Source organism: Serratia sp. NGAS9, from assembly GCF_009905295.1.
GTDB classification, from domain to species: domain Bacteria; phylum Pseudomonadota; class Gammaproteobacteria; order Enterobacterales; family Enterobacteriaceae; genus Serratia; species Serratia bockelmannii.
In genome coordinates this window covers 1,709,704-1,730,951 of the sequence record NZ_CP047605.1, presented here as the reverse complement: position 1 = coordinate 1,730,951, position 21,248 = coordinate 1,709,704, and the positions used below count along the sequence as shown (strand labels likewise).

Here is a 21,248-nt window from a genome sequence, read left to right as displayed (position 1 = left end):
CTGGTGTTACGGGGATAATTTCTTCTTCCTATGATGTTTTCGCAAATGCGCAGCGGATTGTCAAAGTAAAAGAAGCAAAATCAGAACAACGTACCGTCATGAAAAGTCTGCATCCCATTTTTGGTTATGAATCGCTGGCAGATAAACCCCGGTAGGGAGCGGCTGAAGTCGCAGAATGCGCCGTTTTTGCGCGGTTGGCGATTCGGTAGCCGAATGCGGCTTTGATAAGGTAAATTTCTGCGTTCGGCGTACGATTTGCCGACAGCGGGCGCATTAATAGGCGACAACTATCATACAAATCGTTAACAACGTCGCCCGGCGCTTTTTTTACTGCGCCATTTTCCCTACAATCGGCTTCATTGTCCGCCATTGTGGAATAAAGAGGTTATTCATGGGCACGGCTAAACATAGCAAATTACTGATTCTGGGCTCCGGCCCGGCCGGTTACACCGCAGCCGTCTACGCGGCGCGCGCCAACCTGAGCCCGGTGCTGATCACCGGTCTGGAGCAAGGCGGCCAGCTGACCACCACTACCGAAGTGGAAAACTGGCCGGGCGACGCCGAAGGCCTGACCGGTCCGGCGCTGATGGAGCGCATGCGCGAACACGCGGAGAAGTTCCAGACTGAGATCGTCTTCGATCATATCAACAGCGTCGATCTGCAGCAGCGTCCGTTCCGCCTGTTCGGCGACAGCGGCGAATACAGCTGCGACGCGCTGATCATTGCGACCGGTGCCTCCGCCCGCTACCTTGGCCTGCCTTCCGAAGACGCCTTCAAGGGCAAAGGCGTTTCCGCCTGTGCGACCTGCGACGGTTTCTTCTACCGTAACCAGAAAGTCGCCGTGGTCGGCGGCGGCAACACTGCCGTTGAAGAAGCGCTGTACCTGTCCAACATCGCCGCCGAGGTTCACCTGATCCACCGCCGCGACAGCTTCCGTTCAGAGAAGATCCTGATCGACCGGCTGATGGAAAAAGTGAAAAGCGGCAACATCGTGCTGCACACCGACCATACGCTGGACGAAGTGCTGGGCGATGAAATGGGCGTGACCGGCGTGCGTATCCGCAGCACCAAAGCGGAAAACGAAACCCGTGAACTGGAACTGGCCGGCGTGTTCATCGCCATCGGCCACAGCCCGAACACCGGCATCTTCGGCGGCCAACTGGAGCTGGAAAACGGCTACATCAAGGTGCAGTCCGGCATTCACGGCAATGCGACCCAAACCACCATCCCCGGCGTCTTCGCCGCTGGCGACGTGATGGATCACATCTACCGTCAGGCGATCACCTCCGCCGGCACCGGCTGTATGGCGGCGCTGGACGCAGAGCGTTACCTGGACGGCATCGCCGGCGCAGAAGTCTGCTAAGACGTTCTCTTCATCAGCAAAAAGCGGCTCTCGAGCCGCTTTTTTTGTCTTCAGCCCCAGGAGGATGCACGCCGATGCATAATCTTCTTCACTGGCGCCTGCTGGTTGCCGTCGCCGACAACGGCACCATCACTCAGGCTGCGGCGCTCTGCGGCATGACGCAGTCTGCCGCCAGCCAGGCCATCGCTCAACTGGAGACGATGCTGAGCACCCGGCTTTTGGTGCGCCAGCCACACAATGTCGTCCTGACCCAAAGCGGCCTACAGATCGTCGCCCATGCCCGCACGATGTTGGAAGGACTGCGGGCCATTCAACAATGCGCGCAACAAGCCGGTAACGCGCACGCGGGCAAAATACGCCTGGCCAGTTTCCCGTCGGCATTTAGCAAGCTGTTGCCGCCGCTGCTGCGCAAGTTTCGCCGTCTGTATCCCGACATTGAGCTGATTACGCTCGAGGGCACCGACCACGAAGTGGAGAGCTGGTTAACATCGGCAACGGCAGACATCGGCGTGGTGCTCAATCCGGCACCGGAGCGGCTGTGTTTCCCTTTGGGGGAAGACACCTGGTTGGCGGTCGTGCCCAGCGCGCACCCGCTGGCGCGAGAACGGTGGCCGGTGGCACTCGATGCCCTGTTCCGGCTGCCTTTCATCCTGGCGACCGGCGGATGTGATGTGAATGCGCAAAGTTTGGCGCAGCAGTCGGGCCTGGCACTGGCCGATATCCGCGCCACCGTCAGCGATTGGCAAACGGCGTTGACGCTGGTCAGAGAAGGCACGGGCGTTGCGCTGATGCCCGCGTCGGTGATCCCGCCCGATGCGCTCGGAGTTTGCGCTCTACCGCTCGTTGCGCCGGTTTATCGTCGTTTCGGCCTGGCCTGCTCATCCGAGGCGGCGGCCCTACCGCCCGTCCAAACCCTGCTGAATTATCTGCGCGAACAGGAGCAAACCCTGGCCAGTCGCTGAGCTAATAGCGGCTTTCTGAAATTTCCATTTTCCCACCGGCATCCGCGTCGGCATGCTGTGGCAAGCGCTCTCATTGACCCACAAGGAAATAGCATGAAGCTGTATTTTGCTCCCGATGCCTGCTCGCTGGCCCCACATATCGTCCTGCGGGAATTAGCGATCCCTTTCACCCTGGTCAGGGTAAACAATCGCAGCAAGCGCTGCGCCGACGGTGAGAATTTCTATCGCATCAACCCAAAAGGTTACGTCGCCGCCCTGCAGCTGGACGACGGCAACGTGATCACCGAAGGCCCCGCCATCGTTCAATACCTCGCCGACCAGCGCCCAGAGAGCCGGCTGGCACCGCCACCGACGGCCTTTGAGCGGGTAAGGCTGCAGGAATGGCTTAATTTCATCACCAGCGAGATCCATGCCGGTGCCGCCCCCTTGTTCAATGATGCCCTGCCCGAAGATGCCAAGGCGTTGCTGCGCGACAAGTTGAGACGGCGATTGGGTTATCTCGCACAAGCGTTGGCACAACAAACTTACCTATTGGGAACGTATTTCAGCGTCGCTGACGCTTATCTGTTTACCGTGTTGCGCTGGATGGCGCGCTTCGAGATTTCGCTGAGCGAGTGGCCACCGCTCCAGCATTATGTGACGCGGATCGCAGAGCGAGCGTCGGTGCGCGCCGCTCTGGAAGCCGAGGCCACGAGTGAGCAAGTCAAATAGTCGGTAACGCGTCTGTTATAGCCACATTTGGCCGCTTTATTATTTTCAGTCTGCCGGGTGACGAGGTAACATGGGACCTCGCTTGTTTGTCGCCGATTGCGCCAAACACTATTATTTAACAGTACGTTAACCCAGCCTGTAACAAACGGGCACCGGCGACGCAGACGCATATCTGATGAAAAAAAACAGACAGCAACAGTTAACCCGTTGGCTTAAAACCCAGAGTTCGTTGGCGCAGCGTTGGCTGCGCCTTTCCATGCTGTTGGGGCTGTTCAGCGGCCTGCTGATCGTGGCGCAGGCGTGGCTGCTGGCCAGCCTGCTGCACGCCCTGATCATCGAACATACCCCGCGCGAACAGCTGATCCCTTCGTTTATCTGGCTGGCCGTCGCGTTCGCATTGCGGGCGCTGTTGAGCTGGCTGCGGGAACGGATCGGTTTCCTGTGTGGCCAGGTGATCCGTCAGCGCATGCGCCAGCAGGTGCTGGATAAACTGCAGCAGCTCGGCCCGGCCTGGATCCAGGGCAAACCGGCGGGCAGTTGGGCCAGCATCATCGTCGAGCAGATCGAGGATATGCAGGACTATTACTCGCGCTATCTGCCGCAGATGTATCTGGCAGTCTTCATCCCGCTGCTGATCCTGATCGCCGTCTTCCCGATCAATTGGGCCGCAGGCATCATTTTGCTGGCGACCGCGCCGCTGATCCCGCTGTTCATGGCGCTGGTCGGCATGGGAGCCGCCGATGCCAACCGCCGCAACTTCGTGGCGCTGGCGCGATTGAGCGGCAACTTCCTCGACCGCCTGCGCGGCCTGGACACCCTGCGGTTGTTCGACCGCGCGCAGGCCGAAACGGCGCAGATCGCCAAATCCTCCGAAGACTTCCGCAGCCGCACCATGGAAGTGCTGCGTATGGCCTTCCTCTCTTCCGGCGTGCTGGAGTTCTTCGCTTCGATTTCCATCGCCGTGGTGGCGGTGTACTTCGGCTTTTCTTACCTCGGCGAACTCAACTTCGGCAGCTACGGCCTCGGCGTAACGCTGTTTTCCGGTTTTCTGGTGCTGATTCTGGCGCCGGAGTTTTTCCAACCGCTGCGCGATCTCGGCACCTTCTACCATGCCAAGGCGCAGGCGGTCGGCGCGGCGGAAGCGCTGGAAACCTTCCTCAGCGCCGAAGGCGAGCAGATGGGCAACGGCACGCGGCAACTGCCCGCCGATCAACCGCTGACGCTGCAGGCGAACGCATTGGAAATCCTGTCGCCGAACGGCGTACTGCTGGCCGGGCCGCTGAGTTTCACCCTGCAACCGCAGCAGCGCGTAGCGCTGGTCGGGCTGAGCGGCGCCGGCAAAAGCTCGCTGCTCAATCTGCTGCTCGGCTTCCTGCCCTACCGCGGCTCGTTGACCGTCAACGGCATCGAGCTGCGTGAACTGTCCGCAGAAAACTGGAGGCAACAGCTGAGCTGGGTCGGTCAGAACCCACACCTGCCGGCGCAAACCTTGCGCGCCAATATCCTGCTGGGCTGCCCGCAGGCCGACGAAGCGCAGCTGCAGCAGGCGGTGGAACTCGCCTACGTCAGCGAACTGTTGCCGTATCTGCCGCAGGGGCTCGACACCGAAGTGGGCGACAACGCCGCCCGCCTGTCGGTCGGCCAGGCGCAGCGCGTGGCGGTCGCCCGGGCGCTGATCGGCCCGCGCCGCTTGCTGCTGCTGGATGAACCGGCCGCCAGTCTCGATGCCCACAGCGAACAACGGGTGATGCAGGCGTTGAATGCCGCTTCGCATCAGCAAACCACCCTACTGGTCACGCACCAGTTGGAAGACACCGAAGACTACGATCAGATCTGGGTGATGGATAACGGGCGCATCGTGCAACAGGGCGATTACGCCACCCTCAGCGCCCAGCCGGGCCTGTTCGCCACTCTGATCGCCCATCGCCGCGGGGAGCTTTAATCATGCGCGTTTTGCTGCCGTTTTTGGCGTTGTATCGCCGCCATAGCCTGCTGATTAGCCTGGGCATCCTTTTGGCGATCGTCACCCTGCTGGCCAGCATCGGCCTGCTGGCGCTTTCCGGCTGGTTCCTGGCCGCCTCTTCGCTGGCCGGATTGGCGGGCCTGCTGACCTTCAACTACATGCTGCCGGCCGCCGGCGTGCGCGGCGCGGCGATCTTCCGCACCGCCGGGCGCTACGCCGAGCGCGTGGTCAGTCACGACGCCACCTTCCGCGTGCTGTCGCACTTGCGAGTGTTCACCTTCAGCAAGATCCTGCCGCTGGCGCCGGGCGGCATCGCTCGCTTTCGCCAGGCCGACCTGCTCAACCGCCTGGTGGCGGACGTGGACACGCTGGATCACCTTTATCTGCGGGTGATCTCGCCGCTAATCAGCGCGGCGGTGGTGATCCTGGTGGTCACCTACGGCCTGAGCTGGCTGGATCCTGCGCTCGCCCTGACGTTGGGCGGCATTCTGTTGCTGCTGTTGCTGCTGGTGCCGCCGGTGTTCTACCGCGCCGGCAAACCGATCGGCGGCCAACTCACCGCGCTGCGCGGCCAATACCGTACCGACCTAACCGCCTGGCTGCAGGGGCAGGCGGAGCTGGTGGTGTTCGGCGCCGTCAACGACTTCCGCCAGACGCTGAACGCCACCGAACAGCGGTGGCAACGCCGCCAGTGGCAGCAGGCCTCGCTGAGCGGCAAGGCGCAGGCGCTGATGATCCTCGCCAGCGGGCTGACGGTGACGCTGCTGCTGTGGCTGACCGCCGCCGGCATCGGCGGCGATACCCAGCCCGGAGCCCTGATCGCGCTGTTTGTCTTCGCCGCGCTGGCGTCGTTCGAAGCGCTGATGCCGGTCGCCGGCGCCTTCCAGCATCTCGGCCAGGTGATTGCCTCCGCCACGCGGGTCAAACAGATCATCGATCGCCAGCCGGAAGTCACCTTCCCTGCCGTCGGCCCGGCCGCGGCCGATCGCGCTCAGCTCAGCCTGCAGCAGCTGAGTTTCACCTATCCCGATCAGCCGCAGCCGGTGCTGCGCGACGTCACGCTCGAGGTCGCGGCCGGCGAACACATCGCCTTGCTCGGCCGCACCGGCTGCGGCAAGTCCACCCTGCTGCAGCTGCTGACCCGCGCCTGGCGCACCGACGGCGGCAAAATTCTGCTCAACGGCGAACCGCTGGAGGATTATGATGAAACCACGCTGCGTCGGATGACCACGGTCGTCAGCCAGCGAGTGCATATCTTCAGCGATACGCTGCGGGAAAACCTGCGGTTGGCCGCACCGAATGCCGACGACGCTCGCCTGAGTGACGTACTGCAGCAGGTTGGGCTGGGCAAATTGCTGGACAGCGACGGCGGGCTGAACGCCTGGTTGGGCGAAGGCGGCCGGCAGCTGTCCGGCGGCGAACAGCGCCGACTGGGTATCGCCCGCGCGCTGCTGCATCCGGCCCCGCTGCTGCTGCTTGACGAACCGACCGAAGGGCTGGACGCCGAAACCGAACAGCAGATCCTGGCGCTGCTGCGCCGGCATTGTCAGGGCAAGACGCTGATCCTGGTGACGCACCGTTTGTACGGCCTGGAACATCTCGACCGCATTTGCGTAATGGATGACGGCCAAATTGTCGAACAGGGCGATCACGCCACCCTGATGCGCCAGCAGGGCCGCTATGCACGCTTTCGCAACCGTATCAGCAACCTGGCGCCGTAATCGGCCCGTAGAGGACGCAGAGACCTTGTATGCGCATCGTTAAGCTTTCCCCCCAGTCGCTGGCGTTTCCCTCGCCTGAGGGCGCCCTGCGCGATCCCAACGGCCTGCTGGCGATCGGCGGCGACCTCACGGCGCCGCGACTGTTGGCAGCCTACGAGCGCGGCATCTTCCCCTGGTACTCGCCGGGGGAAGCGATTCTGTGGTGGTCACCCGATCCGCGTGCGGTGCTGTTCCCTGCCGAATTTCATCTTAACCGCAGTCTGAAACGCTTTTTGCGCCACGATCCGTTTCGCATCACGCTCAATCACGATTTCGCCACGGTGATTGCCGCCTGCGCCCACCGGCCGGATGAAGGCACCTGGATCGGCCCGGAGGTGCAGCGTGCCTATCAGCATCTGCATCGCCTCGGCTACGCGCACTCGGTGGAGGTATGGCAGGATGATCAACTGGTCGGCGGCATGTACGGCGTGGCGCAGGGCGCGTTGTTCTGCGGCGAATCGATGTTCAGCCGCGTCACCAACGCCTCAAAATGCGCATTGATGGCCTTTTGCCGCCATTTTGCCGCTTATGGCGGGGAATTGATTGACTGCCAGGTGCTGAACGCTCACACTGCCCGCCTTGGCGCGCGTGAAATTCCGCGCCGTCAATTTTTGCAGCAGCTCAGCACCCTTCAACGGCGGCCTTTGACGTCGGCGTGCTGGGCGCCGCAAGTCATATCCCCACAGCCGGTTGAACCGCCCTCTCCAGTAAACTAATTGATGGAAACGGTGCAATGTTCACCGACACATCTTTACATAATGGGGGTTTTTCGGCATTATCTTGCCGGTTAAAAACTAAGGTAGTTAGACCTAGAGGATTCGATGGCCAAAGAAGACAATATTGAAATGCAGGGCACCGTTCTTGATACGCTGCCGAACACCATGTTCCGCGTTGAATTGGAAAACGGGCACGTGGTAACCGCACACATCTCCGGTAAAATGCGTAAAAACTATATCCGCATCCTGACGGGCGACAAAGTCACTGTAGAGCTGACCCCGTACGACCTGAGCAAAGGCCGCATTGTCTTCCGTAGCCGTTAATCGGCTCACCGCGCGCCACATGCTGGCGGCATCGAGGATGTAATCCCTCGGGAGCCCTTTCCGTTTACCCCCGCAGCGACGTTACACAACGGGTTGCAGGTGCGCAGGTAAACTGAGAGGGCTCACTCGTTTCTGTTGTACGGTGAATCTCACCCATAAAAAAAAAGCGATGTCGAAGCATCGCTTTTTCTTTGCCTGAAGCGGCCTTAATGCACCGCACCCTCGTCCGCCTTGCGCTTGGCGGCACTGAGGAAGTGGTAGGTCAGCTGTTTCTTGTCCTTGTCCAGCTCGACCTTCACGGAACCGCCGTCCACCAGCGAACCGAACAGCAGCTCGTTGGCCAACGGTTTCTTCAGGTTTTCCTGCATGACGCGCGCCATCGGACGAGCGCCCATCGCACGGTCGTAGCCCTTCACCGACAGCCAGTCGCGTGCTTCGTCGCTCACTTCCAGCGAGACGCCCTTCGCATCCAGCTGCGCCTGCAGTTCGACGATAAACTTGTCGACCACCTGCTGGATCACCTCGGTAGACAGATGGTTGAACCAGATGATGTTGTCCAGACGGTTGCGGAACTCTGGCGTAAACACCTTCTTGATCTCTTCCATCGCGTCGGTGCTGTTGTCCTGCTGCACCAGACCGATCGATTTGCGTTCGGTTTCCCGCACCCCGGCGTTGGTGGTCATCACCAGGATCACATTGCGGAAGTCCGCCTTGCGGCCGTTGTTGTCGGTCAGCGTGCCGTTGTCCATCACCTGCAGCAGCAGGTTGAACACGTCCGGGTGCGCCTTCTCGATCTCATCGAGCAGCACTACCGCATGCGGATGCTTGATCACCGCATCGGTCAGCAGCCCGCCCTGATCGTAACCGACATAGCCCGGAGGCGCGCCGATCAGACGGCTGACGGTATGCCGCTCCATGTACTCGGACATGTCGAAACGCAGCAGCTCGATATCCATCGCCTTGGCCAACTGTACGGTGACCTCGGTTTTCCCGACCCCGGTCGGCCCGGCGAACAGGAAGGAACCGACCGGCTTGCGCTCGTGGCCCAGACCGGCGCGGCTCATCTTGATGGCTTCCGTCAGCGCTTCGATCGCCTGATCCTGGCCGAATACCAGCATCTTCAAACGATCGCCCAGGTTTCTCAGCACGTCGCGATCGCTGGCCGACACGGTTTTCTCCGGGATACGAGCGATGCGCGCCACCACGGATTCGATATCGGCCACGTTGACGGTTTTCTTGCGCTTGCTGGCCGGCATCAGTCGGCTGCGGGCGCCCGCCTCGTCGATCACGTCGATCGCTTTGTCCGGCAGATGACGATCGTTGATGTATTTCACCGACAGCTCCACCGCGGCGCGGATCGCCTTGGCGGTATAACGCACGTCGTGATGCGCTTCATATTTGGTCTTCAGGCCGTTGATGATCTGAACGGTCTCTTCCGCCGTCGGTTCAGTGATATCGATCTTCTGGAAACGGCGCGCCAAAGCGCGATCCTTTTCGAAGATGTTGCTGAACTCCTGGTAGGTGGTCGAGCCGATCACCCGGATCTTGCCGCTCGACAGCAGCGGTTTGATCAGGTTGGCGGCATCCACTTGCCCGCCGGAAGCCGCACCGGCACCGATGATGGTGTGAATTTCATCGATGAACAGGATGCTGTTCTGATCCTGTTCCAGCTGCTTGAGCAGCGCCTTGAAGCGTTTCTCGAAGTCGCCGCGGTATTTGGTGCCGGCCAGCAGTGAACCGATATCCAGCGAATACAGCGTGCAGTCCGCCATCACTTCCGGCACGTCGCCCTGCACGATACGCCAGGCCAGGCCTTCGGCGATGGCGGTCTTGCCCACGCCGGATTCGCCGACCAACAGCGGGTTGTTTTTACGACGACGGCACAGCACCTGAATCGCGCGCTCCAGCTCACGATCGCGGCCGATCAACGGATCGATGCCGCCCACACGGGCCAACTGATTGAGGTTGGTGGTGAAGTTTTCCATACGGTCTTCCCCTCCGGACTGCTCTTCGTTCACCGGGTTTTCCGCATTCGGCGCTTGGCCCGGCTCGTCTTTACGCGTGCCATGTGAAATGAAGTTCACCACGTCGAGACGGCTGACGTCGTGCTTGCGCAGCAGATAAGCCGCCTGCGACTCCTGCTCGCTGAAGATGGCCACCAACACGTTGGCGCCGGACACTTCGCTGCGGCCGGAAGATTGCACATGGAAGACCGCGCGCTGCAACACGCGCTGGAAGCTGAGCGTCGGCTGAGTGTCGCGCTCTTCTTCGCCGGCGGGCAGCGTCGGTGTGGTTTGTTCGATGAAGGCTTCCAGCTCCTGGCGCAACGCGGCCAGATCCACCGTACATGCCTCAAGCGCTTCTCGCGCGGCAGGGTTGCTCAGCAACGCCAGCAACAGGTGCTCCACGGTCATAAACTCGTGTCTGTGCTCACGCGCCCTGGCGAAAGCCATGTTGAGACTGAGTTCCAGTTCTTGATTGAGCATAAGCACCTCCCCAATAGATTGCCTTATTCAGGCTTTTTCCAGCGTACAAAGCAACGGATGCTCGTTCTCCCTTGCGTACCGGTTCACATGGACGACTTTGGTTTCCGCCACCTCGGCGGTAAAAACACCACAGATCGCCTTGCCTTGATAGTGGACCGTGAGCATCAGTTGCGTTGCGCGTTCAATATCATAAGAAAAGAACTTTTGCAGAACGTCAATCACAAATTCCATCGGTGTGTAATCGTCGTTGTTAAGTATAACTTTATACATAGACGGCGGTTTTACCGCATCGATTTGTTTTTCTTCGGCCAAGTGTTCAAAATTTAGCCAGTCGTTGTTATTGCCCATCGCTGCTCATCTTCTCTGCTCTGCCCTCTGATATGGGGGCAGGTTTCGGTTATTCAAAGTGGGGATAGTTACTATTTTATCATCTTCGGCATCGTCCCGCCGCACTGTAACGTGCGCAAAAAAACGGGCCAATTGTGACTGAATCGTGGCAATAGCGTTACCTGCTTCAAACTTTGGTGAACTGCTCCCCGCCGACAAAAGCCGATCCCTTGACGCCCCGATCATTTGCTCTAGAGTGTAAATTCGTGGCTGGTGGTCTTTTAACCACCCCTTGTCCACCCTGCTACCCGCCTACGGCGGGTGCGAATTCAGTTATTCATCTCACTTAAAATAGCGTTGCGAGGGATGTAAAAGCATGGAGACGGGTACTGTTAAATGGTTTAACAACGCCAAAGGCTTTGGCTTCATCTGCCCAGCCGGCGGTGGCGAAGATATTTTCGCGCATTACTCCACCATCAAGATGGATGGTTACAGAACGTTGAAGGCAGGCCAGCAGGTCAGCTTCGACGTGCATCAAGGGCCAAAAGGGAACCATGCCAGTCTTATTGTGCCGGTGGAAAGCGAGGCGCTGTCCTAAACGCTTCCGGCAGCGTCGCGCTGCATTGACCCTGACTGCGATAAAAATGCCAGCCGCCGTGTGACTGGCATTTTTTATGCCTTTTACTTACTCGCGCGCCAGCGCATCGATCGGATTCAGCCGCGCGGCATTGCGCGCCGGCAGATAGCCGAACACCACGCCGATACCGGTGGAACAGAGGAACGCGCTCAGCAACGCCGCCGGCGGGAAGCTGATCTGCCAGCCCGGCAATACCAGCTGCACCGCCAGGCCGATGGCGAACGACAGCGTAATCCCCAGCGCGCCCCCCACCAGGCAAACCAACACCGCCTCGATCAAGAACTGCTGCAACACGTCGCCGGAACGGGCGCCCACCGCCATGCGGATGCCAATCTCGCGCGTGCGCTCGGTCACCGACACCAGCATGATGTTCATCACGCCGATGCCGCCGACCACCAGCGAAATCACCGCCACCAGCGTCAGGAACAGCTGCAGCGTGCGGGTGGTTTTCTCTGCGGTTTGCACCAGGCTGTCCATGTTATAGGTGAAGAAGTCCTTTTTGCCGTGGCGCAGCGTCAACAGGCGTGACAGCTGCTGTTCCGCTTCCTTGCTGTCGTAGCCGTCGCGAATGCGCACGGTGATCGAGTCGAAATAATTGTTGCCCATCAGCCGGTTGGCCATGGTGCTGTAAGGCACCCACACGTTCAGCGTCTTGCTGCTGCCGAACATCGACTGCTTCTCTTTAGCCACGCCGACCACCGTCGCCGGCATGTTGCCCACCAGGATCACCTCGCCCACCACGTTTTTCTGGTGCGGGAACAGCCGCCGTTGGGTATTGGCGTCGATCACCACCGTCTGCGCCTGAGACTGCACCTGCAGCGGATCGATGCCGACGCCCTGGGTAAAGCTCATACCGTACACGCGGAAGAACTGTTCGCTGACGCCGTTGACATTGGCCGCCGCGTCGACGTTACCCAGCCGCAGCCGCATGCTGCTGCTGATGCTCGGCGACAGCGCGCTGATATACGGCTGTTCGCGCAGCGCATCGAGATCGCCGTATTTCAGCGATTGCCGGTAGGTTGGATCGTCGTCGCCGAAGTCCTTGCCGGGGTAAATGTCGACGGTGTTGGTGCCGATCGATTTGATGTCCGCCAGCACCATCTGCTTGGCGGCGTCGCCGATCACCAGGATCGATACCACCGAGGCGATGCCGATAATGATGCCGAGCATGGTCAGCGCGGTGCGCATCTTGTTGGCCGCCATCGCACGCCAGGCCATCACCAGCGCTTCGCGAAAGCGGCCGCCCATCTGCCGCCAGGAAGGCGCCGCGGCGGCCAGCGCCAGCGGCTTGGCCTGGGTATCCTCCGGCGGCGCCGGACGCGAGTCGGCAATGATTTCGCCGTCGCGGATCTCGATGATCCGCTCCGCCTGGCGCGCCACCGCTGGATCGTGGGTCACCAGGATCACCGTGTGGCCCTGGGCGCACAGCTGTTTGAGGATCGCCATCACCTCTTCGCCGGAGTGGCTGTCGAGCGCGCCGGTCGGTTCATCCGCCAGGATCACCTGCCCGCCGTTCATCAACGCGCGGGCGATACTGACGCGCTGCTGCTGGCCACCGGAAAGCTGGCTCGGCCGGTAGTTGACGCGCTCCCCCAGCCCCAGGCGCCGCAACAGCGCCTCCGCCCGTTCGCGCCGCGCCGCTTTGCCCAGCCCCGCGTACACCGCCGGCACCTCGACGTTATGCGCCGCACTCAGGTGCGGCAGCAGATGATAACGCTGGAAAATAAAGCCAAAATGTTCGCGCCGCAGCTGCGCCAGCGCATCGTCGCTCAGCGTCGCCACATCCTGTCCGGCCACCCGATAGACCCCGGCGCTCGGCTTGTCCAGACAGCCCAGAATGTTCATCAGCGTCGATTTGCCGGAGCCGGAGGCCCCCATGATCGCCACCATTTCCCCGGCGTCGATGCTCAGACTGATCCCCTTCAGCACCTCCACCGTCTGCTCGCCGGAACGGTAGCTGCGGCGAATGCCGCTCAGCTGTAACAGCGCCGCCATCAGCCGGCCTCCACGCCGCCGCGGCTGACAATCACCTCATCGCCCGCCTCAAGCCCGCTGAGGATTTGCACATCGATATTGTTGCGCAGACCGATAGCCACCTCACGCTTCTCTTCCTTGCCCTGTTTCAGCACCGAGACGTGGTAGCGATTGTCGGCGATCTGGTCACCCAACGCCGCCAGCGGGATCACCAGCGCCTGCTCGACGCCGGCCAGCTGAATATGCACCTGCGCCGTCATTTGCAAGCGCAGCAGCCTTTCCGGGTTGGGCACTTCGAAACGCGCATAATAGAAGATGGCATTATTGACCTTTTCCGGCGTCGGCTGAATGTCTTTCAGCACGCCGTCGAAGCGCCGAGTCGGATCGCCCAGCACCGTGAACCAGGCCTTCTGACCCGGCTTGAGGTTAATGACGTCAGCCTCCGAGACCTGCGCCTTCACCAGCATGGTGCCGAGATCCGCCAACGTCAGAATGTTCGGCGCCTGTTGCGCCGCGATCACCGTCTGGCCCTGCAGCGTGGTGATCTGCACCACGTCGCCGTCCATCGGGGCTTCGATGCGGGTGTAGGCCAGGTTGATCTTGGCGGTATCCAGGCTGGCCTGGTTGCGGGCGATCTGCGCATTGATGGTGCCCACCTGCGCTTTCTTCACCGCCAACTGCGTCGCCGCCTGATCCAGATCCTGACGCGATACCGCCTGCAGTTTGGCCAGCGCCTGGTTGCGCTGCAGCGTGACCGCCGCCAATTGCTGCTCGGCCTGTGCCTGCAGCAGCTGCGCGTGCAGCTCGCGCAGCGTCGCCTCGCCTTCGCGAATGCTGTTCTGCGCCTGTTGCGGATCGATAACCCCCAGCAACTGGCCTTTTTTCACCTTGTCGCCGATCTCGACATACAGCTTTTCCAACTGCCCGCTGACCTGCGCGCCGACGTCAACCTTGCGCACCGCGTCCAGCTGGCCGGTCGCCAACACGTTCTGCTGCAGATCGCGCTTGGTGACCTTTACCGTTTTGAAAGCGGTTGGCGCCGGATGGCGGAAGTGCCAAACGGCCGCCGCGGCAATCGCCGCAATCACCGCCAGTGCGAGTATCCAGCGGCGTTTGTGTCCTTTAAACCCTGTCAAAATTGACCTGCCTGTGCTTGTGAATATCGACCGCCCATTGCGGCGGCGGAGCTAAATTAGCACGCACCGTAGGGAATAACTAAACCTTAGCTCAACACAATGTGGAGACACGCCTGGTTACAGTTCAGCATTGAACTCTCGTTTAGTGAAGCCTTGATGAAATAGCGCCATTCAACACAGCCAAGGATTTCATCATGTCACAGCTCAGCTACCCACTCACCTCCGCCCGGCCGCTTAACGGCTGGCAACTGATGACGGCGCTGATCAATGGCGAAAAGGCGCCAAGCAACGCCTGGAAAAAAACCTCGTTTCGCCTGAAGTTTCTCGGCCGCTCGCTGCTCAACTGGCGCACCACCAGCGGCCTGCTCAGCACCCTGGCCAGCAACCCGCTGCTGGAGGAGATCCTGAGCGCGCAGCCGAACCTGCCGTGCAAGCTGCATCGCCCCTACCTGGCAGCCAACATGAGCAAGATCGAATGCCTGTTCGCCCTGCGCGATCATTACGATCTCATCGTGCAGCGCATGCCGCTAAAGATGCGTCTCGGCCACCTCGGCCCACATCCTTTCGTGCTGGCCCGCGCGATGGGCAAAAACGAAGCGCCGATCACGCTGGAACTGGCGGCGATCGACAAACTGAATAAGGAAGGGGAAGCCACGCTGCTGCTGCGCAACGCCAACGGCGTGATGCTGGCGGAGATCACCTTTGCGCTGATGCATTATCAGCAGCAGCCGACGCTGTTCATCGGCGGCCTGCAGGGCGCGAACCATGAGGTGCCGCACGCCGAGATCCAGCACACCACCAAAGAGTGCCACGGTCTGTTCCCCAAACGGCTGGTGCTGGAAGGCATTTGCACGCTGGCGCGGCACCTCGGCATACGCCAGATCGTAGCCGTCGGCAATGCCACCCATATCTATCAAAACTGGCGTTACCAGAGTAAGAAGAAGGATCAACTGCACGCCGATTACGATCAGTTCTGGCTGTCGATGGGCGCCAAACCGCTCGACAGCGGCTATTTCCTGCTGCCCGAACGCATCGCCCGCAAACCTATCGAAGAGGTTGCCAGCAAGAAGCGCGCCGAGTATCGCCGCCGCTATCAGTTGCTGGACGAGCTGGAACAGGGATTGGCGGCGCATTTCTGCGCCCGATAACGCCCGGCGGGCCGTCAGTCCGCCCGGCCGCGCGCCAGCCAGATCACCCGTGAGAACATTTTCTTCAGCAGCGGCGGCACCGAGTCCGTGCCCCATTCGCCGGCCTGCATCGCGACCTCGATCGCCAGATCCGGCTTCGACGAGTGGTGGACCGCTTTCAGGATCACCTTGCGCACCGGCATCTGCGCGTTGATCGGCACCGACGCCATTCGGTGATAGACCGGGGCGAACCCTTCGCGGAACATGAAGTGTTCCATGTCCGGCGCCGGCAACGCGGTCAGCCGATCGCGTTCGTTGTCTTCATGATTGTCCAGCAGGCTGCGTACGGTGTTGGCGTACTTTTTGCCCGCCTCATCGCCGTCCACCAGCGCATGCCACTCGATGCCCATGCGGCGGGCGAAGCGCAGCAGCGGCTTCAGGCCGCACTGAGCGAACTCGATGACCCTCACCCCTTCCGCCTCGAAATGGTAGCCGCACTGGCGCGCCAGCTCGTTAAGCAGCCACACTTCGGTCTCGCCTTCCACCAGCAGCCAGCAGCGGGCGAACAGCGACGACGGCCGGTTGAAACGGATGTGAAACGCGATGCGCCGCCCGTCTTCGGCGCTCAGCCCGCGCGGCCCGAGACGGTAGGTCGCGACCCGGCCCGACTCGCGCACCAGCCGGCAGACGTGCTCCACCGGCACCAGCGACACCAGTTCGCTGGAGTTGGTGGTGGTGATGCGCTGCAATGGCAGCTGATTGAGCAGCCCCCAGGCCACCGACAGCATGATCGGGTGCAGGCGAGTTTCCGGGTCTTCCACCAGCAGCAGCGGCCGGGCGTGCGGATCCAGCTTGACGTCGCCCTTGGCCTGCAACAGGGTGGAAAACATCCCGAGCAGGATCAGGCGCATGCTGCGGCTGTTCGGTTCGGCCACCATGCGGTTGATGCCGTCCAGCGCACGCCAGGCGTCCTGCTCCGGTTCACCGCCGCGGCGGCGTGGCCGCGCCACCTGCGAACTCTGCTCGGCAAAATAGTGCTCCAGCAGCTGCTGCATCGCCGCCAGCCCCTGACGCAGCTCGCCGTTGGTCAGCTTCTGCGGATTGCGCACCAGCTCGCGCGTCAGCTGATCCAGCTGCTGCGCCAACGCCTGCGTATCGGGTTTGCGTTCATCGCCGAGGCTGCTGGGGCGCAGGCGGCGAATAAAGCGCGCGTCGCGCAGGCGCAGTACCGGATGAATGCGGATGATGGCGTGGGCCAGCTGTTCGATATGGTGCAATTGAAAGGCATTGCCGTCGGCGTCGAGAAAACCGCGCCAGGTGCACACCGTGCCGTCGTCGGCCAGCTCGCCCTCGCAGCGGTAGTGAATGCGGCTCAGGCCGTCTTCCCCCTTGACCCACAACGGCGTCAGATGGCGGTAGCGCGGCAGGTGCGCGTGGCCGATGTCTTTCTCGCAGAAGGTGAATACCACCTGCAGGTGGCGCTCTTTGGCCGCCTCCTCACCGGGGGGAAAATGGAAGTCGTGCGCTTCAAATCGATACAGTTTCTGCTCCGGCGCCAGCAGCAGCGTCAGCGCATCCAGCAGGCTGGATTTACCCCAGGCGTTTTCGCCGAGCAACAACGTGTTATCGTCCAGCATCAGGGACAGCCGATTAATACCGCGAAAACCTACAATTTCGATACGCTCCAAGAACATCCGCCGCCTCCCGTGCGCGCCGTCGCCTCTTCAATGAGGCGACTTTCACAGAGCATGGTCAAAAAACCCCTTGCAGGTCAAGCGGCCAGCGTCAAATCTGCCGCTTTACTCCGGCCGGGCTTTTGGTTAGCGTGTGCTCCTCGCCGCCGTTCGTCGCGCATCAAAACTCAAGGACACTCGTTGCACCATGTACTCAGGACTGTTGATTATTCTGTTACCGTTGATTGTCGGTTACCTCATTCCCTTACGCCATCGCCCGCTGCTGGTGCTGATCAACCGCCTGCTGAGCTGGATGGTGTATGTGATCCTGTTTTTCATGGGCATCAGCCTGGCGTTTATGGAGAATCTCAGCAGCAATCTGATGCTGATCTTCCAGTACAGCGCGGCGTTCTTCTTCTGCATTCTCTGCGCCAATCTGCTGTTGCTGGCGCTGCTGGAGCGGCGCATGCCGTGGCGCAGCAGCCATAAACAGGAAAAGCTGCCTTCGCGCGTGCATATGGCGCTGGAGTCGCTCAAGCTGTGCGGCGTGGTGCTCGGCGGCTTCCTGCTCGGCCTGACGCAGTGGCAATGGCTGCAGTTCGCCCATAAAGGCAGCGAATATGCGCTGATCTTCCTGCTGTTGCTGGTCGGCATTCAGCTGCGCAACAGCGGCATGACGCTGCGCCAGATCGTGCTCAACCGCCGCGGCACGCTGGTGGCGCTGGCGGTGGTCGTCGCGTCGCTGGCCGGCGGCGCGCTGGCGGCGCAGCTGCTGGGGCTGCCGGTCAAGGCCGGGCTGGCGATGGCCTCTGGCTTCGGCTGGTACTCGCTGTCCGGCATTCTGATCACCGACGCCTACGGCCCGGTGATGGGCAGCGCCGCGTTCTTCAACGATCTGGCACGCGAGCTGGTGGCGATCATGCTGATCCCGACGCTGGTGCGCCGCAGCCGCTCCACCGCCCTCGGCCTGTGCGGCGCCACCTCGATGGACTTCACCCTGCCGGTGCTGCAGCGCAGCGGCGGACTGGACATGGTGCCGCCCGCCATCGTGCACGGCTTCCTGCTGAGCCTGCTGGCGCCGGTGCTGATCGCCCTGTTCTCCTGATCCTTTCCCCTTGGGGGCCACCCGGCCCCCAAAGCGTAATCATTCCCATCCGCACGGCAAAATTGCGCTAAATCAAACTTGCCCGCAGTAGTCGCACAAAAGCCTTTTGCAACCCCGATCGCCGATCTATGCTTTTAAACAGGCATTATAAATGCAACTTTAAAAATAAAAGGAAGCGACTATGTTCTGTGTGCAATGTGAACAAACCATCCGTACCCCGGCAGGCAACGGCTGCTCGTATGCTCAGGGCATGTGCGGCAAAACGGCGGAAACCTCCGATCTGCAGGATCTGCTGGTGGCGGCGCTGCAGGGACTCTCCGCCTGGGCGCTGCAGGCGCGTTCGCTGGGCATCGTCGACCACGAGATCGACAGCTTCGCCCCGCGCGCCTTCTTCTCCACCCTGACCAACGTCAACTTCGACTCCCAGCGCATCATCGGCTACGCGCGGGAAACCCTGCTGCTGCGCGACTCGCTGGCCGCCCGTTGCCGGCTGCTGGATGCCGGCGTGCGCGTCGATCACCCGATGGCGGCGCTGCAGCTGGCCGGCAACGATATGCCTGCGCTGCTGCTGCAGGCGGCGCAGTTTGCCCTCAACAGCGACAAGGCCGAGGTCGGCGACGACGTACACGGTTTGCGCATGCTGTGCCTGTACGGCCTGAAAGGCGCGGCGGCCTATATGGAACACGCGCACGTGCTCGGCCAGTTCGACGAGCAACTCTATGCCGACTACCACGCCTTTATGGCCTGGCTCGGCACCCGGCCGCGCGACGTCGACACCCTGCTGAACAACGCCATGGGCATCGGCAAGATGAACTTCAACGTGATGGCGATCCTCGATCGCGGTGAAACCCAGGCCTACGGCGATCCGCAGCCCAGCGCAGTCAACGTGCGCCCGGTGGCCGGGAAAGCCATTCTGATTTCCGGCCACGATCTGAAAGATCTGCGCATGCTGCTCGAACAAACCGAAGGGCAAAACGTCAACGTCTACACCCACGGTGAAATGCTGCCGGCGCACGGCTATCCGGAACTGAAAAAATTCAAACATCTGGTGGGCAACTACGGCAGCGGTTGGCAGAACCAGCAGACGGAATTCGCCAAATTCCCCGGCCCGATCGTGATGACCTCCAACTGCATCATCGATCCTAACGTCGGCAACTACGGCGATCGCATCTGGACCCGCAGTATCGTCGGCTGGCCGGGCGTCAACCATCTGGAAGGCGACGACTTCGGCGCCGTGATCCGCCAGGCTCAGGGCATGAACGGCTTCCCTTACACCGAGATTGAGCACCTGATCACCGTTGGCTTCGGCCGCCAGACGCTGCTGAACGCCGCCGACACGGTCATCGACCTGGTGTCGCAGAAAAAACTGCGCCACGTCTTCCTGGTGGGCGGCTGCGACGGCAGCCGCGACGAGCGCAGCTACTTCACCGACTTCGCCCGCAGCGTGCCGCAAGACTGCCTGATCATGACGCTGGCCTGCGGCAAGTACCGTTTCAACAAGCTGGACTTCGGCACGCTAGAAGGGTTGCCGCGCCTGCTGGACGTCGGCCAGTGCAACGACGCCTACTCCGCCATCATGCTGGCGGTCAAGCTGGCGGATACGCTCGGCTGCAGCGTCAACGAGCTACCGCTCAGCCTGGTGCTGTCGTGGTTTGAACAGAAGGCGATCGTCATTCTGCTGACTCTGCTGTCGCTGGGGGTGAAAAACATCGTCACCGGCCCGACCGCGCCGGGCTTCCTGACCGACAACCTGATGGCGATCCTCAACGAGAAATTCGGCCTGCGTCCGATCACCACCGTCGAGCAGGATATTGCAGCGCTGCTCGCCTGATGCCGTTACGTTATGGGGCCGCCTACGCCGGCCCCTTTGTTTTTTGAGGTGCCTCGATGACTCAACCCACTCCGCTTTGCCCGAACCGCATGCAGGTGCATTCCATCCAGCGTGAAACCGCCGACGTCTGGACGCTGAACCTGATCTGCGACGTTTTCTACCCTTACCAGGCTGGCCAGTTCGCGCTGGTCAGCATTCGCAACAGCGAGGAGACGTTGCGCGCCTATACGCTCTCCTCCTCGCCCGGCCAGAGCCGCTTTCTCAGCATCAGCGTGCGCTGCCTGCCGGACGGCATCGGGTCGCGCTGGCTGACGCAAGAGGTCAAGCCCGGCAACACGCTGTGGCTGTCCGACGCGCAGGGCGAATTCAGCTGCGAGCGCCACCCGGCCGATCGTTATCTGATGCTGGCCGCCGGCTGCGGCGTGACGCCGATCGTCTCGATGTGCCGCTGGCTGACCGCTAACCGTCCGGCCTGCGATATCGCCGTGATCTTTAACGTACGCACCCCCGCCGACACGATTTTCGCCGATCAATGGCGCGCGCTGTGCGCCGCCCATCCGCAGCTGCGCCTGACGCTGATGGCCGAGCAGGATCTGCAACCCGGCTACCTCAGCGGCCGTATCGATGAACAGACGCTGCGGCAGGCGGCGCCGGATATCGCCGAACGCACGGTGATGACCTGCGGCCCTGCGCCCTACATGGATCAGGTGGAGCAGCTTTGTCGCCGGCTCGGCGTGCCGGCCGAGCATTTCCATAAAGAGCAGTTCCACACGCCGACGGCGCAGGCCGACGCCACCGAAGGACTGACGCTGCGCGCCGCGCGCCCGCTGCGCGAATTCCGCGTGCCGGTCGGCAGCACGCTGCTGGCGGCGATGGAGGCCAATGCCCTGCCGGTCAACGCCGCCTGCCGCGCCGGGGTGTGCGGCTCGTGCAAAACCCGCATCCTCGAGGGCGACTACACCACCACCAGCACCATGACGCTGAGCGCGGAAGAGATAGCGCAAGGCTACGTGCTGGCCTGCAGTTGCCAGTTGCAGGGTGACGTCACGCTGGCGTGATCCCCTGGCCCCATCGCCGCGATGGGGCATTTATCGGCAAGTTCCCCGTGGCCAGCCCAGTTACACTGCTTCCCGTCCTACGCTCTTTACCCTTC

The 21,248-nt window shown here is 61.6% G+C and carries 17 protein-coding genes; 12 read left to right on the top strand and 5 right to left on the bottom strand.

Features of this window, described 5'->3' with window-relative positions:
- Positions 1-391 precede the first annotated feature (391 nt).
- The 7 genes from trxB to infA all read left to right on the top strand — a co-directional run bounded on the left by trxB (position 392) and on the right by infA (position 7,799).
- Positions 392-1,363, top strand: a complete 972-nt coding sequence (trxB, locus tag GUC32_RS08365) for a thioredoxin-disulfide reductase (RefSeq protein WP_049204246.1) — start codon at positions 392-394, stop codon at positions 1,361-1,363.
- A 74-nt stretch (positions 1,364-1,437) separates the two neighbouring features.
- Complete coding sequence (locus GUC32_RS08360; protein WP_060432812.1) at positions 1,438-2,325, top strand: LysR family transcriptional regulator; 888 nt, start codon at positions 1,438-1,440, stop codon at positions 2,323-2,325.
- A gap of 93 nt (positions 2,326-2,418) precedes the next feature.
- Entirely contained in the window at positions 2,419-3,036 is a 618-nt protein-coding gene (gstA, locus tag GUC32_RS08355) for a glutathione transferase GstA (RefSeq protein WP_099817602.1), read from the top strand.
- A gap of 175 nt (positions 3,037-3,211) precedes the next feature.
- Positions 3,212-4,978, top strand: a complete 1,767-nt coding sequence (cydD, locus tag GUC32_RS08350; protein ID WP_049208004.1) for a cysteine/glutathione ABC transporter permease/ATP-binding protein CydD — start codon at positions 3,212-3,214, stop codon at positions 4,976-4,978.
- Between the two features lie 2 nt (positions 4,979-4,980).
- Positions 4,981-6,720 (top strand): cysteine/glutathione ABC transporter ATP-binding protein/permease CydC, encoded by a 1,740-nt coding sequence (cydC, locus tag GUC32_RS08345; protein WP_043137717.1) that lies wholly within the window; start codon positions 4,981-4,983, stop codon positions 6,718-6,720.
- 29 nt (positions 6,721-6,749) lie between these two features.
- Positions 6,750-7,475 carry a leucyl/phenylalanyl-tRNA--protein transferase gene (gene aat, locus GUC32_RS08340; protein ID WP_060432809.1) on the top strand — a complete coding sequence of 242 codons (726 nt, stop codon included), beginning with the start codon at positions 6,750-6,752 and terminating at the stop codon, positions 7,473-7,475.
- Positions 7,476-7,580: 105 nt separating this feature from the next.
- Positions 7,581-7,799, top strand: a complete 219-nt coding sequence (infA, locus tag GUC32_RS08335; RefSeq protein WP_002211347.1) for a translation initiation factor IF-1 — start codon at positions 7,581-7,583, stop codon at positions 7,797-7,799.
- A 206-nt stretch (positions 7,800-8,005) separates the two neighbouring features.
- Here the strand turns inward: infA and clpA are convergent, their stop codons facing one another.
- Together clpA and clpS are read right to left on the bottom strand one after the other, a co-directional pair.
- Complete coding sequence (gene clpA, locus GUC32_RS08330; protein ID WP_025302261.1) at positions 8,006-10,285, bottom strand: ATP-dependent Clp protease ATP-binding subunit ClpA; 2,280 nt, start codon at positions 10,283-10,285, stop codon at positions 8,006-8,008.
- Between the two features lie 27 nt (positions 10,286-10,312).
- Positions 10,313-10,633, bottom strand: coding sequence for an ATP-dependent Clp protease adapter ClpS (clpS, locus tag GUC32_RS08325; protein WP_004928347.1), 321 nt, complete (start codon positions 10,631-10,633; stop codon positions 10,313-10,315).
- A gap of 355 nt (positions 10,634-10,988) precedes the next feature.
- Here clpS and cspD point away from each other — a divergent pair, with 355 nt between their 5' ends.
- Positions 10,989-11,210 (top strand): cold shock-like protein CspD, encoded by a 222-nt coding sequence (gene cspD / locus GUC32_RS08320; protein ID WP_004928349.1) that lies wholly within the window; start codon positions 10,989-10,991, stop codon positions 11,208-11,210.
- An 87-nt stretch (positions 11,211-11,297) separates the two neighbouring features.
- Here cspD and macB read toward each other — a convergent pair whose 3' ends face one another.
- Positions 11,298-13,244, bottom strand: a complete 1,947-nt coding sequence (gene macB, locus GUC32_RS08315; protein WP_099817605.1) for a macrolide ABC transporter ATP-binding protein/permease MacB — start codon at positions 13,242-13,244, stop codon at positions 11,298-11,300.
- The gene (macA, locus tag GUC32_RS08310) at positions 13,244-14,311 is read right to left on the bottom strand and encodes a macrolide transporter subunit MacA (RefSeq protein WP_237651463.1); all 1,068 of its coding nucleotides are present in this window, start codon (positions 14,309-14,311) and stop codon (positions 13,244-13,246) included. Before macA ends, macB begins: the two co-directional genes overlap by 1 nt.
- Before the next feature lie 242 nt (positions 14,312-14,553).
- Here macA and GUC32_RS08305 point away from each other — a divergent pair, with 242 nt between their 5' ends.
- Entirely contained in the window at positions 14,554-15,507 is a 954-nt protein-coding gene (locus tag GUC32_RS08305; protein WP_369435677.1) for a VirK/YbjX family protein, read from the top strand.
- 14 nt (positions 15,508-15,521) lie between these two features.
- Here GUC32_RS08305 and GUC32_RS08300 read toward each other — a convergent pair whose 3' ends face one another.
- Positions 15,522-17,180: an ATP-dependent endonuclease gene (locus tag GUC32_RS08300; protein ID WP_033650660.1), complete on the bottom strand. Its 1,659-nt coding sequence runs from the start codon at positions 17,178-17,180 to the stop codon at positions 15,522-15,524.
- A gap of 187 nt (positions 17,181-17,367) precedes the next feature.
- On the opposite strand from GUC32_RS08300, the gene GUC32_RS08295 reads away from it, so the two are divergent.
- The 3 genes from GUC32_RS08295 to hcr all read left to right on the top strand — a co-directional run bounded on the left by GUC32_RS08295 (position 17,368) and on the right by hcr (position 21,153).
- Positions 17,368-18,264, top strand: a complete 897-nt coding sequence (locus GUC32_RS08295) for a lysine exporter LysO family protein (RefSeq protein WP_033642544.1) — start codon at positions 17,368-17,370, stop codon at positions 18,262-18,264.
- Between the two features lie 181 nt (positions 18,265-18,445).
- Positions 18,446-20,095: a hydroxylamine reductase gene (gene hcp, locus GUC32_RS08290; protein ID WP_089180732.1), complete on the top strand. Its 1,650-nt coding sequence runs from the start codon at positions 18,446-18,448 to the stop codon at positions 20,093-20,095.
- Positions 20,096-20,151: 56 nt separating this feature from the next.
- Positions 20,152-21,153, top strand: a complete 1,002-nt coding sequence (gene hcr, locus GUC32_RS08285; RefSeq protein WP_060447481.1) for an NADH oxidoreductase — start codon at positions 20,152-20,154, stop codon at positions 21,151-21,153.
- Positions 21,154-21,248 lie beyond the last annotated feature (95 nt).